Annotated in this window: 18 protein-coding genes and 1 tRNA gene; 9 read left to right on the top strand and 10 right to left on the bottom strand. The window is 72.0% G+C overall.

Features of this window, described 5'->3' with window-relative positions; genetic code table 11:
• Window positions 1-83: 83 nt before the first annotated feature.
• Entirely contained in the window at window positions 84-1,511 is a 1,428-nt protein-coding gene (locus QP089_RS42820) for an MDR family MFS transporter (protein ID WP_285920270.1), read from the bottom strand.
• A gap of 95 nt (window positions 1,512-1,606) precedes the next feature.
• On the opposite strand from QP089_RS42820, the gene QP089_RS42815 reads away from it, so the two are divergent.
• A complete protein-coding gene (locus QP089_RS42815) occupies window positions 1,607-2,182 on the top strand; it encodes a TetR/AcrR family transcriptional regulator (RefSeq protein WP_285920269.1) in 576 nt (191 codons plus the stop codon).
• A gap of 51 nt (window positions 2,183-2,233) precedes the next feature.
• Here the strand turns inward: QP089_RS42815 and QP089_RS42810 are convergent, their stop codons facing one another.
• From QP089_RS42810 to QP089_RS42800, 3 genes are all read right to left on the bottom strand, one after another.
• Window positions 2,234-3,343, bottom strand: coding sequence for a WD40 repeat domain-containing protein (locus tag QP089_RS42810; RefSeq protein WP_285920268.1), 1,110 nt, complete (start codon window positions 3,341-3,343; stop codon window positions 2,234-2,236).
• Window positions 3,340-3,882 (bottom strand): sigma-70 family RNA polymerase sigma factor, encoded by a 543-nt coding sequence (locus QP089_RS42805; protein ID WP_285920267.1) that lies wholly within the window; start codon window positions 3,880-3,882, stop codon window positions 3,340-3,342. The genes QP089_RS42810 and QP089_RS42805 overlap by 4 nt, the downstream gene beginning before the upstream one ends.
• A gap of 167 nt (window positions 3,883-4,049) precedes the next feature.
• Entirely contained in the window at window positions 4,050-4,478 is a 429-nt protein-coding gene (locus QP089_RS42800) for an organic hydroperoxide resistance protein (protein ID WP_285920266.1), read from the bottom strand.
• A 100-nt stretch (window positions 4,479-4,578) separates the two neighbouring features.
• Here QP089_RS42800 and QP089_RS42795 point away from each other — a divergent pair, with 100 nt between their 5' ends.
• Genes QP089_RS42795 through QP089_RS42785 form a run of 3 tightly spaced genes read left to right on the top strand, consistent with a single transcriptional unit; the run spans window position 4,579 to window position 6,860 of the window.
• Complete coding sequence (locus tag QP089_RS42795) at window positions 4,579-5,520, top strand: LLM class flavin-dependent oxidoreductase (protein WP_285920265.1); 942 nt, start codon at window positions 4,579-4,581, stop codon at window positions 5,518-5,520.
• Entirely contained in the window at window positions 5,517-6,173 is a 657-nt protein-coding gene (locus QP089_RS42790; RefSeq protein WP_285920264.1) for an alpha/beta fold hydrolase, read from the top strand. The genes QP089_RS42795 and QP089_RS42790 overlap by 4 nt, the downstream gene beginning before the upstream one ends.
• A 9-nt stretch (window positions 6,174-6,182) precedes the next feature.
• Complete coding sequence (locus QP089_RS42785) at window positions 6,183-6,860, top strand: winged helix-turn-helix transcriptional regulator (protein WP_285920263.1); 678 nt, start codon at window positions 6,183-6,185, stop codon at window positions 6,858-6,860.
• Here the strand turns inward: QP089_RS42785 and QP089_RS42780 are convergent.
• The 3 genes from QP089_RS42780 to QP089_RS42770 all read right to left on the bottom strand — a co-directional run bounded on the left by QP089_RS42780 (window position 6,853) and on the right by QP089_RS42770 (window position 9,882).
• A complete protein-coding gene (locus QP089_RS42780; RefSeq protein ID WP_285920262.1) occupies window positions 6,853-7,788 on the bottom strand; it encodes an esterase/lipase family protein in 936 nt (311 codons plus the stop codon). The two genes, QP089_RS42785 and QP089_RS42780, sit on opposite strands and share 8 nt — an antisense overlap.
• 106 nt (window positions 7,789-7,894) lie before the next feature.
• Entirely contained in the window at window positions 7,895-9,232 is a 1,338-nt protein-coding gene (locus QP089_RS42775) for a cytochrome P450 (RefSeq protein ID WP_285920261.1), read from the bottom strand.
• A 374-nt stretch (window positions 9,233-9,606) separates the two neighbouring features.
• Complete coding sequence (locus QP089_RS42770; protein ID WP_285920260.1) at window positions 9,607-9,882, bottom strand: GlsB/YeaQ/YmgE family stress response membrane protein; 276 nt, start codon at window positions 9,880-9,882, stop codon at window positions 9,607-9,609.
• A gap of 119 nt (window positions 9,883-10,001) precedes the next feature.
• Here QP089_RS42770 and QP089_RS42765 point away from each other — a divergent pair.
• Window positions 10,002-10,074 (top strand) — tRNA-Thr (locus QP089_RS42765).
• A 625-nt stretch (window positions 10,075-10,699) separates the two neighbouring features.
• Here QP089_RS42765 and QP089_RS42760 read toward each other — a convergent pair.
• Complete coding sequence (locus tag QP089_RS42760) at window positions 10,700-11,137, bottom strand: MmpS family transport accessory protein (protein WP_285920259.1); 438 nt, start codon at window positions 11,135-11,137, stop codon at window positions 10,700-10,702.
• Between the two features lie 209 nt (window positions 11,138-11,346).
• The gene (locus QP089_RS42755; RefSeq protein WP_285920258.1) at window positions 11,347-12,132 is read right to left on the bottom strand and encodes an aminotransferase class IV family protein; all 786 of its coding nucleotides are present in this window, start codon (window positions 12,130-12,132) and stop codon (window positions 11,347-11,349) included.
• An 84-nt stretch (window positions 12,133-12,216) separates the two neighbouring features.
• Between QP089_RS42755 and QP089_RS42750 the strand changes: the two genes are divergently transcribed.
• Window positions 12,217-12,570, top strand: a complete 354-nt coding sequence (locus tag QP089_RS42750; protein ID WP_285920257.1) for a MerR family transcriptional regulator — start codon at window positions 12,217-12,219, stop codon at window positions 12,568-12,570.
• 20 nt (window positions 12,571-12,590) lie between these two features.
• Here the strand turns inward: QP089_RS42750 and QP089_RS42745 are convergent, their stop codons facing one another.
• Window positions 12,591-12,878, bottom strand: a complete 288-nt coding sequence (locus QP089_RS42745; RefSeq protein WP_285920256.1) for a VOC family protein — start codon at window positions 12,876-12,878, stop codon at window positions 12,591-12,593.
• 139 nt (window positions 12,879-13,017) lie between these two features.
• On the opposite strand from QP089_RS42745, the gene QP089_RS42740 reads away from it, so the two are divergent.
• From QP089_RS42740 to QP089_RS42730, 3 genes are read left to right on the top strand one after another with little or no spacing between them, the layout of a single operon-like run.
• On the top strand, window positions 13,018-13,590 hold the full coding sequence (locus QP089_RS42740; protein ID WP_285920255.1) for a dihydrofolate reductase family protein: 573 nt from the start codon (window positions 13,018-13,020) through the stop codon (window positions 13,588-13,590).
• Window positions 13,587-13,934 (top strand): YciI family protein, encoded by a 348-nt coding sequence (locus tag QP089_RS42735; RefSeq protein WP_285920254.1) that lies wholly within the window; start codon window positions 13,587-13,589, stop codon window positions 13,932-13,934. The genes QP089_RS42740 and QP089_RS42735 overlap by 4 nt, the downstream gene beginning before the upstream one ends.
• Window positions 13,924-15,090, top strand: coding sequence for an RNA polymerase sigma factor (locus tag QP089_RS42730; RefSeq protein ID WP_285920253.1), 1,167 nt, complete (start codon window positions 13,924-13,926; stop codon window positions 15,088-15,090). Before QP089_RS42735 ends, QP089_RS42730 begins: the two co-directional genes overlap by 11 nt.
• Window positions 15,091-15,093: the final 3 nt, after the last annotated feature.

Here is a 15,093-nt window from a genome sequence, read left to right as displayed (position 1 = left end):
CGTGACTCTATGTGCTGATTTCGCTGCACTATGAGATCAAAGATTCACGCGCCACAGTGCCCACTTGGACAGAAACGTGAATCTCACCCTCGCGTCCCCGAAGAACCCGCTGGTGAGCGCCCTGTCTGGCCCGGTCCGGCCAGGAAGAGGGCGGGGACGGCGGCCAGTGCGGTGAAGGCGAGGGACCACCAGAAGGCGTGCGCGTAGGCGGTGACCGGGGTGGCGCCGCCGGACAACTGGTGCTGGAGGACGACGGCGAGGACGGCGGCGCCGAACGAGCCGCCGATCTGCACGATGATCCGGGTGGCGCTGCTGGCGTGCGGGATCTCGGCCGGGCCGAGGCCCTGGTAGGCGGCGGTCATGACGGCGAGCGTGACGCCGCCGAGCCCGGCCCCGCGGACGACCAGGGACGCGCCCAGAAGCCATTCGCTGGTGTGCGGTCCGGCCTCGGCGTAGGCGAGGGTGCCGAGGACGGTCAGGACGAGGCAGACCAGCACGACCGGGCGGGGACCGAGCCGGTCGGTGAGGGCACCGAGGCGCGTGCGGACGAGCAGGCTCCCCAAGCCCTGCGGCGCGAGCAGGAGACCGGCCTCGACCACGCCGTGGCCGCGGACCTGCTGGTAGTAGAGCGGTAGCAGCAGCATCGCGCCGAACAGCGACAGCCCTGACAGGAACAGCAGGGCCGCGGACGCGGCGAACGCGCGCTTGCGGAACAGCCGCAGGTCGATGGCCGGTTCGGACGGCGTGCGCACCGCGTGGACGATGAACGCGGCAAGCAGCAAGGCCCCAGCCACGAGCGGGACGAGCACGGAGGCCCGCCCGAACCCGCCGTTCACCTGCGAGAGCCCGTAGATGAGCGCGGCGAGCGCGGGCGACAGGAGCAGCATGCCGGTGATGTCGGGCCGGACGCCGCCCCGTGGCGGGGTGTCCGGCAGGCCGCGCCAGGCGAGGGCCAATGCGGCGATGCACAGCGGCACGTTGACATAGAAGATCCACCGCCAGCTGGCGTTGCCCGCGATGAGCCCGCCGATGACGGGGCCGAGGATCGGCCCGACCAGGGCGGGCATGCTGATGGCGGCCATCAGCCGCCCGATCTGCCGGCCTCCGGCGGCGCGCATCAGCAGGGTCTGCATGACCGGCATCATCAGCCCGCCGCCGGCGCCCTGCACGACGCGAAAGGCGATCAGCGAGCCGACGTTCCAGGCGAGCCCGCACAGCACCGAGCCGAGCAGGAACAGGCCGAGGGAGAACAGCCACATCCGGCGGGCGCCGAAGCGGCCCTCGGCCCAGCCGGTCAGCGGGATCGCCATGCCGAGGGCCAGCAGGTACGCGGTGATCACCCACTGGATCGTGGCCACCGGGGCGTGCAGGTCGCGGCCGAGCCGGGCGACCGCGACGTTGACGATCGTGCTGTCGAGCAGCGGGGCGAGCGCACCGGCGACGAGGACGCCGGCGAGCTTGAGCAGGGCGGGGTCGAGCCGTTCGGGCGCGGCGCGGGTGCCGGTGGTCATGCGGACCTCCCTTAAGAGACGGAGCGTCTCTAACGGGTCCGGAGTGTAGGCTGGTCCGAACAAGAGACGCAAGGTCTCTTATGAGGGGGAGGGCCGTGACCGCGGAGGCGAAGGCACGGCGCCGCGGCGCCGCGCTGGAGGCGGCGATCCTGGACGCGGTGTGGGACGAGCTCGAGGCGTCCGGCTACGCGGGGCTGACCGTCGAGAACGTCGCGGCGCGCGCGCGGACCGGCAAGCAGGTGATCTACCGGCGCTGGCAGAACCGGGCCGACCTCGCACTGGCCGCGATGCGGCACCGGTACTCCTCGATCAGGGACGACGTGCCGGACACCGGGAGCCTGCGCGGCGACGTCCTGACCGTCCTGCGGTACATGGCGCGGCGCTTCCAGGAGTTCGGGCCGGACCTGGTCCACGGCCTGATGGCGGAGGCCCACGAGCTGGGGCCGGAGACGTTCGAGGTGATCCCGGACGCGATGGCGGTCATCCTGGGCCGCGCCGCCGAGCGGGGCGAGGTCCCGCCGGACGCGGTGACGCCGCGGATCGCCCGGATGCCGGCCGACCTCGTCCGGCACGAGATGCTGCTCACGGACCGTCCCGTGCCGGACGAGGTGCTGGTCGAGATCGTGGACGAGATCTTCCTCCCGCTGGTCCGCGCCAGGGCCGCCACCTGACCGGGGACAGCGGGTCCGCGCACGCTCAGCCGCGCGCGCGGCCCGGTGACGTCACCAGGTGCTGCCGGGCCCGAGGTCGACGATCCCCGGCGGCTTCCGCTGCCTGTGGACCGTGTCGCCGGTGACCTTGTACAGGTACTCGTCGATCTCCGCCACGATCGTGTCCCCGAAGCCGACCATGGCGGAGGCGTCGGGGCGGACCGGACCCAAGGGCACGTCGCGGTCGACCTTCCCGGTCGCGAGCGAGTACCACTTGACGTGCCCCTGCCCTCCGCTGGTGACGAGGGCGACCATGTGGGTGCTGCCGGGGTCGGCGGAGGCGCCGATCAGCACCGTTCCGGACGGGCCCAGCCGGAGCGAGCGGATCTTGCCGGTGGCCGGGTCGAGCACGCGCACGCCCTCGGGCGTCTCGGAGACGAAGAGCAGGTGGCGGCCGTCGGGCGTCCAGACCAGCTTGTCGACGATGTTGCCCCGCGGGAGCTCGACGGCGCGGCGCTCACCGGTCCGGACGTCGATGACGTTGATGCGCTCGCGGATCCGGTCGTCGCCGGTGAGGGAGTAGCCGCCGTTGGCGACGCTGAGCTTGCCCCCGCGCTCGGTGACGTACGCGATCTTGCTCTGGTCGCGGGTGGCGGCGAGCACTTCGGGGCCTCCGCCGGGGAGGCCGTCCAGGGCCGCCTGCGGCATCTCCGCGAACTGCTGCGGGACGCCGTCGGCGTTCAGGCGTAGCCGGTAGAAGTGGATCCGGGATCGGGGGACGTCGACGGTGGTGAGGACGAAGGTGCGGTCGTCGCCCGTCCCGGCGGCGTCCCAGAACCCGCTCGTACCGGGCGGTGAGGGAACGGAGACGATCCGCTTGCCGGTCGCGGCGCTCCTCACCGTCACGGGCTGTCCGGGCGGCATCGCGCCGACGAGGACGTACTCGGCGCCCGCATAGGCCGCGAGCGACATCCGCGGTTCCGGCGGAGGCGCGGACGGCCGGGCGACCAGCGCGACGACGGCCAGCGCGGCGGCGGCCACGGCGGCGACGCCGATCGGCAGGACGAGCCGGCGCCGCCGCCGGGGAGCGGGTGCGGCCAGGGGCCGCAGGCTCTCGGGCGTGACCGTGCCGGCGGCGTCGGCGAGCGCGCCGCGCACCAGGTCTTCGGGCAGAGGGCTCACTGTTCCTCCTCGTAGCGCGCGCGAAGCGCGGTCAGCCCGCGCGACAGCGTCGACTTGACCGTGCCGACGCCGACGCCCATCGCGGACGCGATCTCGGCCTCGGGCAGGTCGAGGTAGTACCGCAGGACGATCGCCTCCCGCTGCCGGGGCGCGAGCCGGGCGAGGGCGCGCAGCACCCGCCGCCGGTCCTCGGCGATCACCACGTCGTTCTCCGCCGACCAGACCGGGACCGGCGGCTCGGTGAACCGGCGCGTCAGGGCGCGGCGGCGCAGCACCGTCCGGCAGGCGTTGACCAGGGCGGCGCGGGCGTAGGCGAGCAGGTCGTCCGGAGGGGCGGACGACCCGCGGTGGCGGCGGTGTTTCGCTCGTCCGGCTGGCGCTGCTCCTGCTGGGCGACCGCGCCGGTGCGGAAGACGTCGTGAAAGGTGGTGCGCCTGGAAGAGTTCCGCGACATCGGTCGCCTTGGCGGCCGGCGGTGCCGGCGGCCGGGAGGGGTGGGCCCCGGCCGGGGAGACGGCCGGGGCTCGTTCGAACGTCATGCCCTACTAGACCGGCGAACCGCCGAAAGGTTGTTCCCCCGGCGGAGAAAAATCGCGGCCGCGGGCCGCTGGTCGCAGGCCGCTGGTCGCAGGCCGCTGGTCGCAGGCCGCTGGTCGCAGGCCGCTGGTCGCGGCGGCTGGTCGCTGGTCGCGGCGGCCGCGGGCTGCTAGAGGGCCGTCCCGTTGACGGTGATCGCGACGTCGATGTTGCCGCGCGTCGCGTTGGAGTACGGGCACGACCGGTGCGCCGCGCGCACCAGGTCGGCCGCCTCGGGGCCGGTGAGCGAGGGCAGGTCGACGTCGAGTTCGACGCCCAGCTTGAAGGTGCCGCCCCCGGACGGGATGAGCATCGCCCTCCCGTCGATCACGGCGTCGTCCGCCGCGAGGCCCTTGAGCCGCCCGAGCACGCTGAGCGTGGAGCCGAAGCAGGAGGCGTAGCCGAGGGCGAAGAGCTGCTCGGGGTTGACGCCCTCGCCGTCGCCGCCCATCTCCTTGGGCATCCGCAGGGTGAGGTCGAGGCGGCCGTCGGACGTGCGGCCGTGCCCGTTCCTGCCGCCGGTCACGCGTGCCTCCGCCGTGTAGAGCGGCGCTGTCATCCGTGCTCCCTTCGATTGACTTCCTGAAAATGAATCCTAGACTTCAAAATCAGGAAGTCAATGTCTAGGATCGCCCCGGAACGACCACCGGAGGTGACTCATGGCGGAGCTACGGTTCGGCTACCTGCTGCCGACCCGCGACCAGACCGTGACGGGCGAGCACGCGCCGCACCGGCTCGTCGAGCAGGCCGGACGCGCCGAGGCGCTCGGCTACGACTCGGTCTGGGCGGGCGACAGCCCCATCACCCGGCAGCGGGCCGACCCGCTGCTGCTCATGGCCGCCGTGGCGCAGGCCACGCGGCGGGTGGCGCTCGGCACGGCGGTGCTGCTGCCCGCGCTGCGGCACCCGATCCTGCTCGCGCACCAGCTCGGCACCCTCGACCGGCTCAGCGGCGGACGGGTGATCGCCGGCATGGGCGCGGGCTTCCCGACCGACGCGACCCGGGCGCAGTTCGCGGCGCTCGGCGTCGACTTCGCGTCCCGGGGCCGCCGGCTGGAGGAGTCGATCGAGGCGATGCGGCTGCTCTGGTCCGGGGACGCCGTCTCGTTCAAGGGCGAGCACTTCGCGTTCGAGGACGTGAGCATCGCGCCGCCACCCGCCCAGCCCGGCGGACCGCCGATCTGGCTCGCCGGCGGCGGGCCCGCGCTGCGCCGGGTCGCGCGCATCGCGGACGGCTGGCTGCCCTATCCGCCCTCGCACGCCACGTACGCGCAGGAGGCGGACGCGATCCGGCAGTCGGCGCAGCGTCCGGTCACCCCGGCCCTGTACGCGACGTTCTGCCTGGACGACGACCCGGAGCGTGCGCGGGAACGGCTCCGGAAGAGCATCGAGCGCTACTACAACGCGCCCCTTGAGTTCATCGCCTCGATCCAGGCGATGTTCGCCGGCACACCGGACGACGCCGCCGCCTGGCTGAACCGGTACGTCGAGGCGGGCGCCCGTCACATCGTGGTCCGTTTCGCGACCGACGACTACGAGACCGCCCTTGAACAGTTCGCCGGTCGCGTCCGTCCCCTCGTCCGCATGGAGGCTTCCTCATGACCACGTTCGTCCTCGTCGCCGGTGCCTGGCACGGTCCCTGGGCCTGGGACCGGGTGATCCCGTTCCTGCACGACGCCGGCGCCCGCACGCTCGCCCCCGCGCTCGGGGAAGGAGACGTCGGGCTCCACGACCACGCCGCCGAGGTCGTCGCGGCGCTGGACGGCGTCGATGACGACGACGTCGTCCTTGTCGGGCACAGCTATGCGGGGCTGGTCGTCCGGGAGGCCGCCGATCAGCGGGCCGACCGCGTCCGCCATATCGTCCTCGTGGACGGCTGGGCCGGACCCGACGGGACGAGCCTCTACGACCTGGCCCCCGGGCCGTTCGTCGAGGCACTTGAAAACCGCACGTCGGACGGCCGGATCGCCGTCCCGCCGCCCGCCGCGTTCGGCATCGACGACCCGAACGACGCGGCCATGCTGACCGACCGCATGCGCCCGCAGCCGGCCCGCACGTTCAGCGAGCCGACCCGGCTCACCGGCGCCGTCGACCGGATCCCCGGCACGGCGATCTTCTGCCGGCCGCAGACCGTCCCGTTCGAGCAGTGCGGCAAGGCCATCGGGTACCGGACGGTACCGATCGACGGCCCGCACAACGTGATGCTCCCCCACCCGGACGTCCTGGCCCGGCTGACCCTGGAGGCGGGCGCTTAGAGTGTTGCGGTGGAGCAGCGGACCTACAACCAGTACTGCGCGACGGCGCGGACCCTCGACATCGTCGGCGAGCGCTGGACGCTGCTGCTGATCCGCGAGCTGCTGACCGGGCCGAAACGCTTCGGCGACCTGCAGGCGAGCCTGCGCGGCCTCGGCACCGGTCTGCTCGCGGCGCGGCTGAAGCACCTCGAACGGGAGGGGCTCGCGCACAAGGTCACGCTGCCGCCGCCCGCCCGCACCGCCGCGTACGCGCTCACCGAGGCGGGCGAGGAACTCGGCCCGGCGGTGCTGGCGCTGGCGCGCTGGGGCATGACATGGGCGCTCGGCGAACCGCGTGAGGGCGAGACGTTCCATCCCGGATGGGCGGTGCTCGGCTTGGAGGCGTGCTTCGTCCCGGAAGCCTCGGCGGGCCTGCACGCGGTCTACGAGTTCCGCGTTGGAGACGAGGTCTTCCACGCGCTCGTCGACGACGGCGAGGTCCGGATGGTGCACGGACCGGCGCAGCGGCCCGACGCGTCCATCGCGATGAGCGAGGACACGCTGATCGCGATGGCGTCGGGCCGCTCGTCGATGAGCGGAGCGGTCGAGGCCGGGCGCGCCTCCGTGTCGGGCAACGCCGAGGTCGCCCGCAGGCTCGGCGACCTGTTCCGCCTTCCCACGCCGAAGACGCGGAAGGCGATCACATAGGCAGGCCGTAGCCGGTGCACGTGGGCTTGAATCCGGGAGCGTTCGCCCCGAGCTGGTTAAGGACGTCCTGCATGACCGGACTGTCGTTGAACATCCCGACATGGCCGACATAGTCGTCCGGGCACTGGTCCTGGACGAGGATGTTGGTGATGCCGTCCCCCTTCAGCCACGCGTTCGTGTACGGGGTGACGACGATGTCGTTCCTGGTCTCGATGACGACGTAACGCGGCCCGGGGACGGTGTCGCCGTCGCCGAACAGGGCGTTCTGGAAGTCCGACCCGGCCTCCTGCTGGACGAGCCCGGGCGCGCCCGCCTCGTCCAGCACCTGGTTGGCGAACCCGAGCAGGTTCAGCGTCCTGCCCAGGTCGACGATGCCGAGCACGGTCGTCCCGTGGTTGCTGGGCGCCAGCGCGACGAACGTCCGGACCTTGGACGCGCCGCCGAGCCGCTTGAGGTAGTAGTTCGGCATCATCCCGCCCTGGGAGTGCCCGACCAGATCGACCTGCTTCGCACCGGTCGCGGCGAGCACCTTGCCGACGAACGCGTCCAGCGTCTTCGCCGAGGCGGCGATGTCGCCGAGCCCGCCGATCCGGTCCGCCGACAGCTGCGTCATGCCGTAGTTGAAGCCGAAGACGCAGTACCCCTCGTTCGCCAGCATCGGCGACAGCACGCTCCAGTTCGTGCCGAGGTTCACGAAGGTGGCATGGACGAGCACGACCGGCGTCGAATGCTCCGGGCTCGGCTTGCAGTTCCAGTCGTTCGCGCCGGCGACAGCGTCCGGGCTGTTGAAGAAGTTCACCAGGGACGTCCCGACGTCGCCGGGCGGATACTTGTCGGCGACGGCCCGCGCGGGCGCCGCGACCGCCGCGGTGCCGAGCAGGGACGCGAGCGCCGCCGCGGCCGGCGCGCGGGTGAACGAGCTCTTCACAGGAGCCTCCCGGGGGTGGAGGCGGCAAGCGCCCGCTTACCGCCGCCCCCGGAATGTAGAGCCGCCGCCCCCTTTTGCCAAGACCCCTTTTCGATTAGCCGTCCAGTTAGCGCCGCGACACCCGCATCGGCACGGGCCTTGCCGGCCGCAGCGTCACCTCCGCCCGCGACGGAACGGCGACACCCGGCGCCAGGTCGAGACGGACCTCGCGCGCGATCAGCGCGAGCACCAGCACCGCCTCCATCATCGCGAAGCTCGCCCCCACACAGATGCGCCTCCCACCGCCGAACGGCAGGTAGGCGTGGCGCGGACGAGCCTGCTCCCCAAGAAATCGCTCAGGCCGGAACCCCTCCGGATCAGGCCACAGATCAGGATTGCGGTGCAGGAGATAGGGCGAGATCGCGACGGTCGACCCCGCCGACACCTCCGTCCCGGCGACGTCATCGTCTTCGACCGCGTCCCGCTCGATCGTCCACGCGGGCGGGTAGAGCCGCATCGACTCCTCCAGGACGGCCCGCGTCCAGGTCAGCCGGTCCAGATCCCTCGCGTCCGGCAGGCCGTCGCCGAGGACCTCGTCGACCTCCGCCTCCAGCCGGTCACGCGCCGCCGGATAGCGCGACAGCAGGATCAGCGTCCAGGTCAGCGCGGCGGCGGTCGTCTCGTGCCCGGCGAGCAGCAGCGTCAGCACCTCGTCGCGCAACTCCGCGTCCGACAGCGCCGGGTCGCCGTCACGCATCAGCAAATCCAGCAGATCAGGAGCGGCCCTTGGCCCGGCCACCCTGCGCTCGTCGATCACCCGCCGCACCATGCCGTCGAGCTGCGCCCCTGCCCGCTGCGCCCCCGGCACCAACCGGAACGCCCTGCGCAACCCCACGTCCCCCAGAAAGGCCACCCCCAGCCCGATCACGGCGCTGCGCTGCAAATCCGCAAGCGCCCGCCCGGTCGCATCGGACTCCCCGGCGAGCTCGCTACCGAACAGCACGCGCCCCACGATGTCCAGCGTCACCCGGCGCATCTGCGCGGCGGCATCCAGCATCACGCCGTCCGGCCACCGCCCGATGTCCCGGGCCGCGACTCCGGCCATCCCGGGCGCGAACGCGGTGACGTGCCGCTGCGCGAAGGCCGGCTGCACGAGCCGCCGGTGCCGCCGCCACGTGTCACCCTCGCTGGTCAGCAGCCCGTCCCCAAGAAACACCCGCAACGGCCGATACGTGAACGCCTTGACGTAGTTGTCCTGCTTCGCGACCAAAACATGCTCGGCATGCTCCGGCCGCGACAGCAGATACAGCGCCCGCCTCCGATCCCGCGGCAACCGAACCGCGTCGCCGTACCGGCGGAACAGCCCACCGTAGGCGTCCATCGGATCCCGCATCATCCGCACCCACCACCGCACCGCCTCCGCCCCCGACGGCCCCGCCACGACGCCCCTCAGATCCGCCATCATCGCCTCCACCCCCCACCACACCCCAGGGCCCAAAGCCTGACAACCCCACCCACCACCAGACCCCCGACCGACGATCAAACCCCCAACCCGCACCGCTCACCCGCAACGGCCCACCCCACGCAAACAGCACCCCGGCGTCGTCCAGCCCCCACCACGACGCCGTACACGTCCCGACAGCCCCACCGCGCCAAGCCGATGACCACCCTGACCCCACCGAACCCCGCAGGCCAGGCCTACTCATCGGCCAGAACAAAGGGCGCCACGCGTCCGCGAGCAGCCACGCCCGCTCCCCGCCTGCACAGGCCCTACAACGCCCTCGCCCTGCCGGCAGCGTCCCCACCACCAAGGCGACCAGGCCCTGAAGCCCCGCTAACTCATCTGGTATGGCCTCGGTTCCGCCGCCATGCCGCGACGGCCGCGACCCCGAGCACGGCCAGCCCGACCTGGAAGACCAGCTCGATCCAGTCGATCCCCGACGTCGTGGCGACCCCGACCTTCTGTGCGATTGCGGTCCCCACGATCGCCGCCACGATCCCGATCAGCACGGTCAGCACGATCCCGATGGGCTGCCGCCCCGGAAGCAGCAACCGCCCCAGTGCCCCGATGATCGCCCCGATGACGATCGCTGTGATGATCCCCGTAATGTTCACCTACACCCTGTGCCCACTCCCCACCGCTAATCACCCGACCACGCCCCACCTGCCCACGCGCCGCGCCGAAACCCCCGCGCGAACCCCCCGCACGGTCGACTACGATGCGGGACGAGCCCGCCGGCGTAGCTCAATTGGCAGAGCATCTGTCTTGTAAACAGAAGGTTAGGGGTTCAAGTCCCCTCGCCGGCTCCCATTTCAGAGGTCCTCGCGAGCATCGCAAGGGGCCTTTCGCACCACCGTGGGCGGCCCCTGGGGCTCAGCCATCGAACAGAGCGCCGCTCGTCGCCTCCGCCGCTGCGCGCTTGTCGTCCACGACCAGACCCCCATGTGTGTACTTCGTGATGGCGAGGCCCGCATGCCCGAGGTCATCGAGACCACGTGCAGCGGAATCCCTGGCCAGCATCAGTGCAGGCGATGACGGCGGTCGAGGACCGGCTCGCCGCGTCTGCCGATCGAGGTGGGGTTCGGGAAGATTCGGTCCGTTCGAGGTGGTGATGCTCGGGGTCCGGCGCCGGACGGCCTGCCGCCGATCCGGCGAAGACGGTTTGCGTGTGTGAGGCGACGTGGGGGAGTCATGTGTCTGCCGCCTAGAGCAACCCTGGAGGGTCCGGTGCGGGCGGTGTTGGGGGCGCTGTCGTTCAATCGTCCTGTTGGCTCCGGATCGGTTGGGTGCGCCTGGTGGTATGGAGCTGGGTCGGGCATTTGTGCCGGTGGGGGCGGCGGGCGGTTGTCGGCTTGGGGCATAGGCCTTGACGCGATGCACCTCGTCCCGCCCCTTCTTCGCTGAGGGGCGGGGCGCAGTCTTTTGGCGGGGCTAGAAGTCGGTCATGTGGTCGCAGGACGCGATGGCCGCCTGGCCGGACGACTTGGCCTGCTTCACCAGCTTTCCGTCCAGATAGATCTTGCAGGTGATGGTGCCGCCGGCGAGGTCGCCGGACGAGGTCATCGCGGTGTTCTGCACGGACACGTCGAGCATGGCGGCCTTACCGGCGGTGAAGGTCTTCTTCCAGGGAAGCTTCGCGCCGTTCTGTTGCTCCTGTCCGGACGGCGTGGAGTAGGTGATGTCGCCCTTCTTGGCGGTGCCGCCCAGCTGGTAGGTGACGGTGTGCCGGCCCTTCTTCTTCGCGCTGGTCTTCGCGGCGGGCTTGCCGGACTGGGCGATGTTGGGGTCGGCCTCGTCGGGGTTGCAAGCTGTCAGGGAGAGGGTGAGGACGGTGGCTCCCGCGACGGCGGCGATGGCGGTGATGCGCATGGAGGTTCCTGTTCCGTAGTGTTGCGCCGGGGCGGAGGGCGTTTCCCTGGGGCGGCGGTACTGTGACGTGCGTTGTTTACCTGGCGTTCACCTTGGTGAGGGTGGTGTCACGTACCGGCCAGAGCGGAGGCGTGGGTTTCCCGGAGATGTCGTCGCGAGCGTCGCCGCGGTGCGCCGATCCCGCGGGAGTGGGGGTGCGCCGGGGTTGCTTAGGGTTCGAGCGAGGGTTCGGCGTTGTGGGCCTCGTGTAGGAGGGTCAGGAAGTCGGGTGCTTCCGGGACGGGTGTGGAAGCGATTTGGTGGACGGGGATGCCCGGCGTCCAGGAGTTCATGACCACGGCGCCCGCGAATGTCGGCACGTCGGCGGGGGTTACTTCTTGGACTCGCTGTGGGACGCCCAGGCGGTCGAGTTGGCGGCGGACGATGCCCATCGTGGTGCCGGTCAGCATTGGGGCGTCGGGCCAGACCACGGCGTCGCCGTCCCAGAAGGCCAGGTTCCAGATCGTGGCCTCGCTGAGGCGGCCGCGGCGGTCGACGAATACGGCGTCGTCGAAGCCGTCCCGGACGGCCTGGCGCTTGAAGTAGGTCTTGGCCACCTCGCCGACGTGCTTCACGGCGGGCAGGACCCGTTCGTAGTCGACCGTCGCCAGGGCCAGCGGTCCCGCCGGGCCGGACGCGGGCGGCCCGGTGCGGACCAGCGTGTCGGGTTCGGCGGCCTCGCCTGCCGAGCCCGCGTACATGGTGACGGTCAGCGAGACGTCCGCGGGGCTCGCCGCCAGGGCCGTCCGCAGGAAGGATCGGACCCGGTCGTCGGGCAGCGCCCGGCCGAACAGCTCCACTGACGCGGACCGCAGGCGCTCCAGGTGCAGGTCGAGGCCCCGGATCCGGCCGCCGCGGACCTGCGCGGCGGTGAAGTGGGCGTATCCCGCGAAGGCGAGCGGCGCCAGGTCTTCGGCGGTCGCCGTGCGGCCGTTGCGGTGGGCGAGAGAGGTCACGGGTGCCTCCAAGTGCCGGAATGATCGTTCGCGGGGCGACGTTAGGTCTTCACACCGGTGAGAAGGTCAATCTGGGACGGTGACATGCTGATCGGGGAGTTGTCCCGGCGGACCGGGGTCAGCACGCGGTTGCTGCGGTACTACGAAGAGCAGGGCCTGCTCGCCGCCGGGCGCGACGCCAACGGTTACCGGCGGTACGGCGACGACTCCGTGGCCACCGTGCGGAAGATCCGCGTCCTGCTGGAGGCGGGCCTGTCCACCGAGGTGATCCGAAAGGTCCTGCCCTGCACGCGGGACGACCGGCCGGAGTTCGACTGGTGCTCCGGCATCCGCGACCTCCTGGACCGTGAACTTGCGGCCCTGGACGACCGCATCGAGGGCCTCCAGCGCAACCGCGGCGCGATCGCCGGGTTCCTGTCCCAGCCCGGCACCGGCTGACGAGCGCTTCGGCCCCCGGGTCACGCGGTCACTTCGACGGCGCGGCCGTCCGGGTCGTCCAGGACGTGTCGGCCCGGCTCCAGGCCGCAGGCGCCGGCGGTGGTCGCGAACCCGAGGCGCAGGCGGCCGGTCGGCTCGCGGGTGCCCGCCGGGTACAGCTCGAACACCGCGCCGTCCTCCAGGACGGCGGCGTAGTGGTCCGGTCCGGAGCCGTGCCGTTCCGGGCGCAGGTCCAGGCCGAGCCCGGCGTAGAACGCCCGGCACTCCTCCAGCCTGGCGGTGTAGATCACAATCAACGTGCCGTGCATCTGTCCTCCCTGGGTGACCGCCGGACGCGCCCGGCGGTCACCCAGATTCTTTCCGGGGCGGTGTCGATGTGGGGGGAAGGCGTTCGTGTAGGGGGCGAAAGGCCGGCGGTGGGCCGGCCGCAGGTGAGGAGATCGGCTCATGGGGAAGTTGACCGTGGTGGAGCACGTGACGCTCGACGGGGTCATGCAGGCGCCGGCGCGGGCGGACGAGGACGAGCGGGACGGGTTCGCGCACGGTGGCTGGGCGGTTCCGGGGAATGACGAGGTCATGGGCTCGGAGATGGGCAAGCGTCTCGGCGGGGGCGGGGCGATCCTGCTCGGCCGGCGGACGTACGAGGACTTCCGCCGGGTGTGGCCCGGACGGGAGGAGCCCTATGCCGAGGTGCTGGAGCGGACGCGCAAGTACGTCGTGTCGCGGACGCTGCGCGAGCCGCTGCCGTGGCGCAATTCGGTGCTCGTGGACGACGCCGGCGCGGTGGCGGGGATCAAGGAGCGGGAGGAGGGGCTGACGGTGCACGGCAGCGGGGAGCTCGTCGCGTCGCTGGCGCGGCTGGGGCTCGTGGACGAGTACCTGCTGATGATCCACCCGCTGGTGCTGGGGACGGGACGCCGGTTGTTCGGGGGGATCTCGGAGAGTCTGCGGCTCGCGGACTCCGTCACGACGACGACCGGGGTCGTCATCGCGACCTATGGGAAAGGGGAGGCCGCATGAAGCGGTACGTGTTCAACATCATCCAGCCCGTGGGCGACAGGCCGCCGCCGGAGCGGCTGGAGCAGGTGATGAGGGAGCTCGGGGAGATCCGGAGGGAGCTGGAGCTCTCGGAGGCGTGGGTGTTCGGGTGCCCGCTGCACGAGCCCGGGGAGAGCGCGGTGGTGCGGCTGGAGGGCGCGGACGTGATCGCCACGGACGGCCCGTACACCGAGGGCAAGGAGCACGTCGGCGGCCTCACGATCGTCAAGATGGAGACCCGGGACGAGGCGCTGTGGTGGGCCGGCCGGTATTCGAAGGTGACGGGGCTGCCGGTGGAGGTGCGACCCTTCCAGGGTGAGTGCTGACGACGTCGAGCGGGCGTTCCGGGAGGAGCACGGGCGCGCGGTGGCGGTGCTGGTCCGCGCGTTCGGCGATCTGGACGTCGCGGAGGAGGCCGTGCAGGACGCGTTCGCCGAGGCGGTGCGGCGGTGGCCGGTGGACGGGCCGCCGCCCAGCCCGGCGGGGTGGATCATCACGACGGCGCGGAACCGGGCGGTCGACCGGCTGCGGCGGGAGGGCGCGCGGGCGGGCAAGCACGTCCAGGCGGCGCTGCTGACCGGCCCGGCGGACGACGCGTCCGCGGTGGACGACGACCGGTTGCGGCTGCTGTTCACCTGCTGCCATCCGGCGCTCGGGATGGCGGCGCGGGTCGCGCTGACGCTGCGGATGGTGGGCGGGCTGTCGACGGCGGAGGTCGCGCGGGCGTTCCTGGTGCCGGAGAAGACGATGGCGCAGCGGCTCGTCCGGGCGAAGGTGAAGATCCGCGAGGCCCGGATCCCGTACCGGGTACCGGACGCGGAGGATCTGCCGGAGCGGCTGGCGGGCGTCCTCGCGGTGATCTACCTGGTGTTCAACGAGGGGTACCGGCGGGCGGGGACGGCGGCGGAGGCGGTCCGGCTGGGCCGGGTGCTGCTGGAGCTGATGCCGGACGAGCCGGAGGTCCGCGGGCTGCTGGCGCTGATGCTGCTGGTGGAGTCGCGGCGGGCGGCGCGGGTGCGGGACGGCGAGCTGGTGCTGCTCGCCGACCAGGATCCGAGGCTGTGGGACGGGGCGATGGCGGAGGAGGGCCGGGAGCTGGTGCGCTGGTGCCTGAAGCGCAACCGTCCGGGCCCGTACCAGATCCAGGCGGCGATCAACGCGGTGCACAGCCGTCCGCCGACGGACTGGCGGCAGGTGCTCGCGCTGTACGACCAGCTCATGGCGGTGGCGCCGAGTCCGGTGGTGGCGCTCAACCGCGCGGTCGCGGTGGCCGAGGTCGAGGGCGTGGACGCCGCGCTCTCGCTGGTCGAGGGGCTCGACCTTGATCGCTACTACCTGTTCCACGCGGTCCGCGCCGATCTGCTGCGGCGGTCGGGCCGGGACGCGGAGGCCGCCGCGGCCTATGCCGAGGCGATCGCGCGCACCGAGGACGAGATCGAGATCGCTTACCTGAGGCGGAGGCGCCTCGGCCTGCGGCCGTAAAAC

Source organism: Actinomadura opuntiae (assembly GCF_030283205.1).
Classification (GTDB): Bacteria; Actinomycetota; Actinomycetes; order Streptosporangiales; family Streptosporangiaceae; genus Spirillospora.
This window is presented reverse-complemented; position numbering and strand designations above follow the sequence as displayed.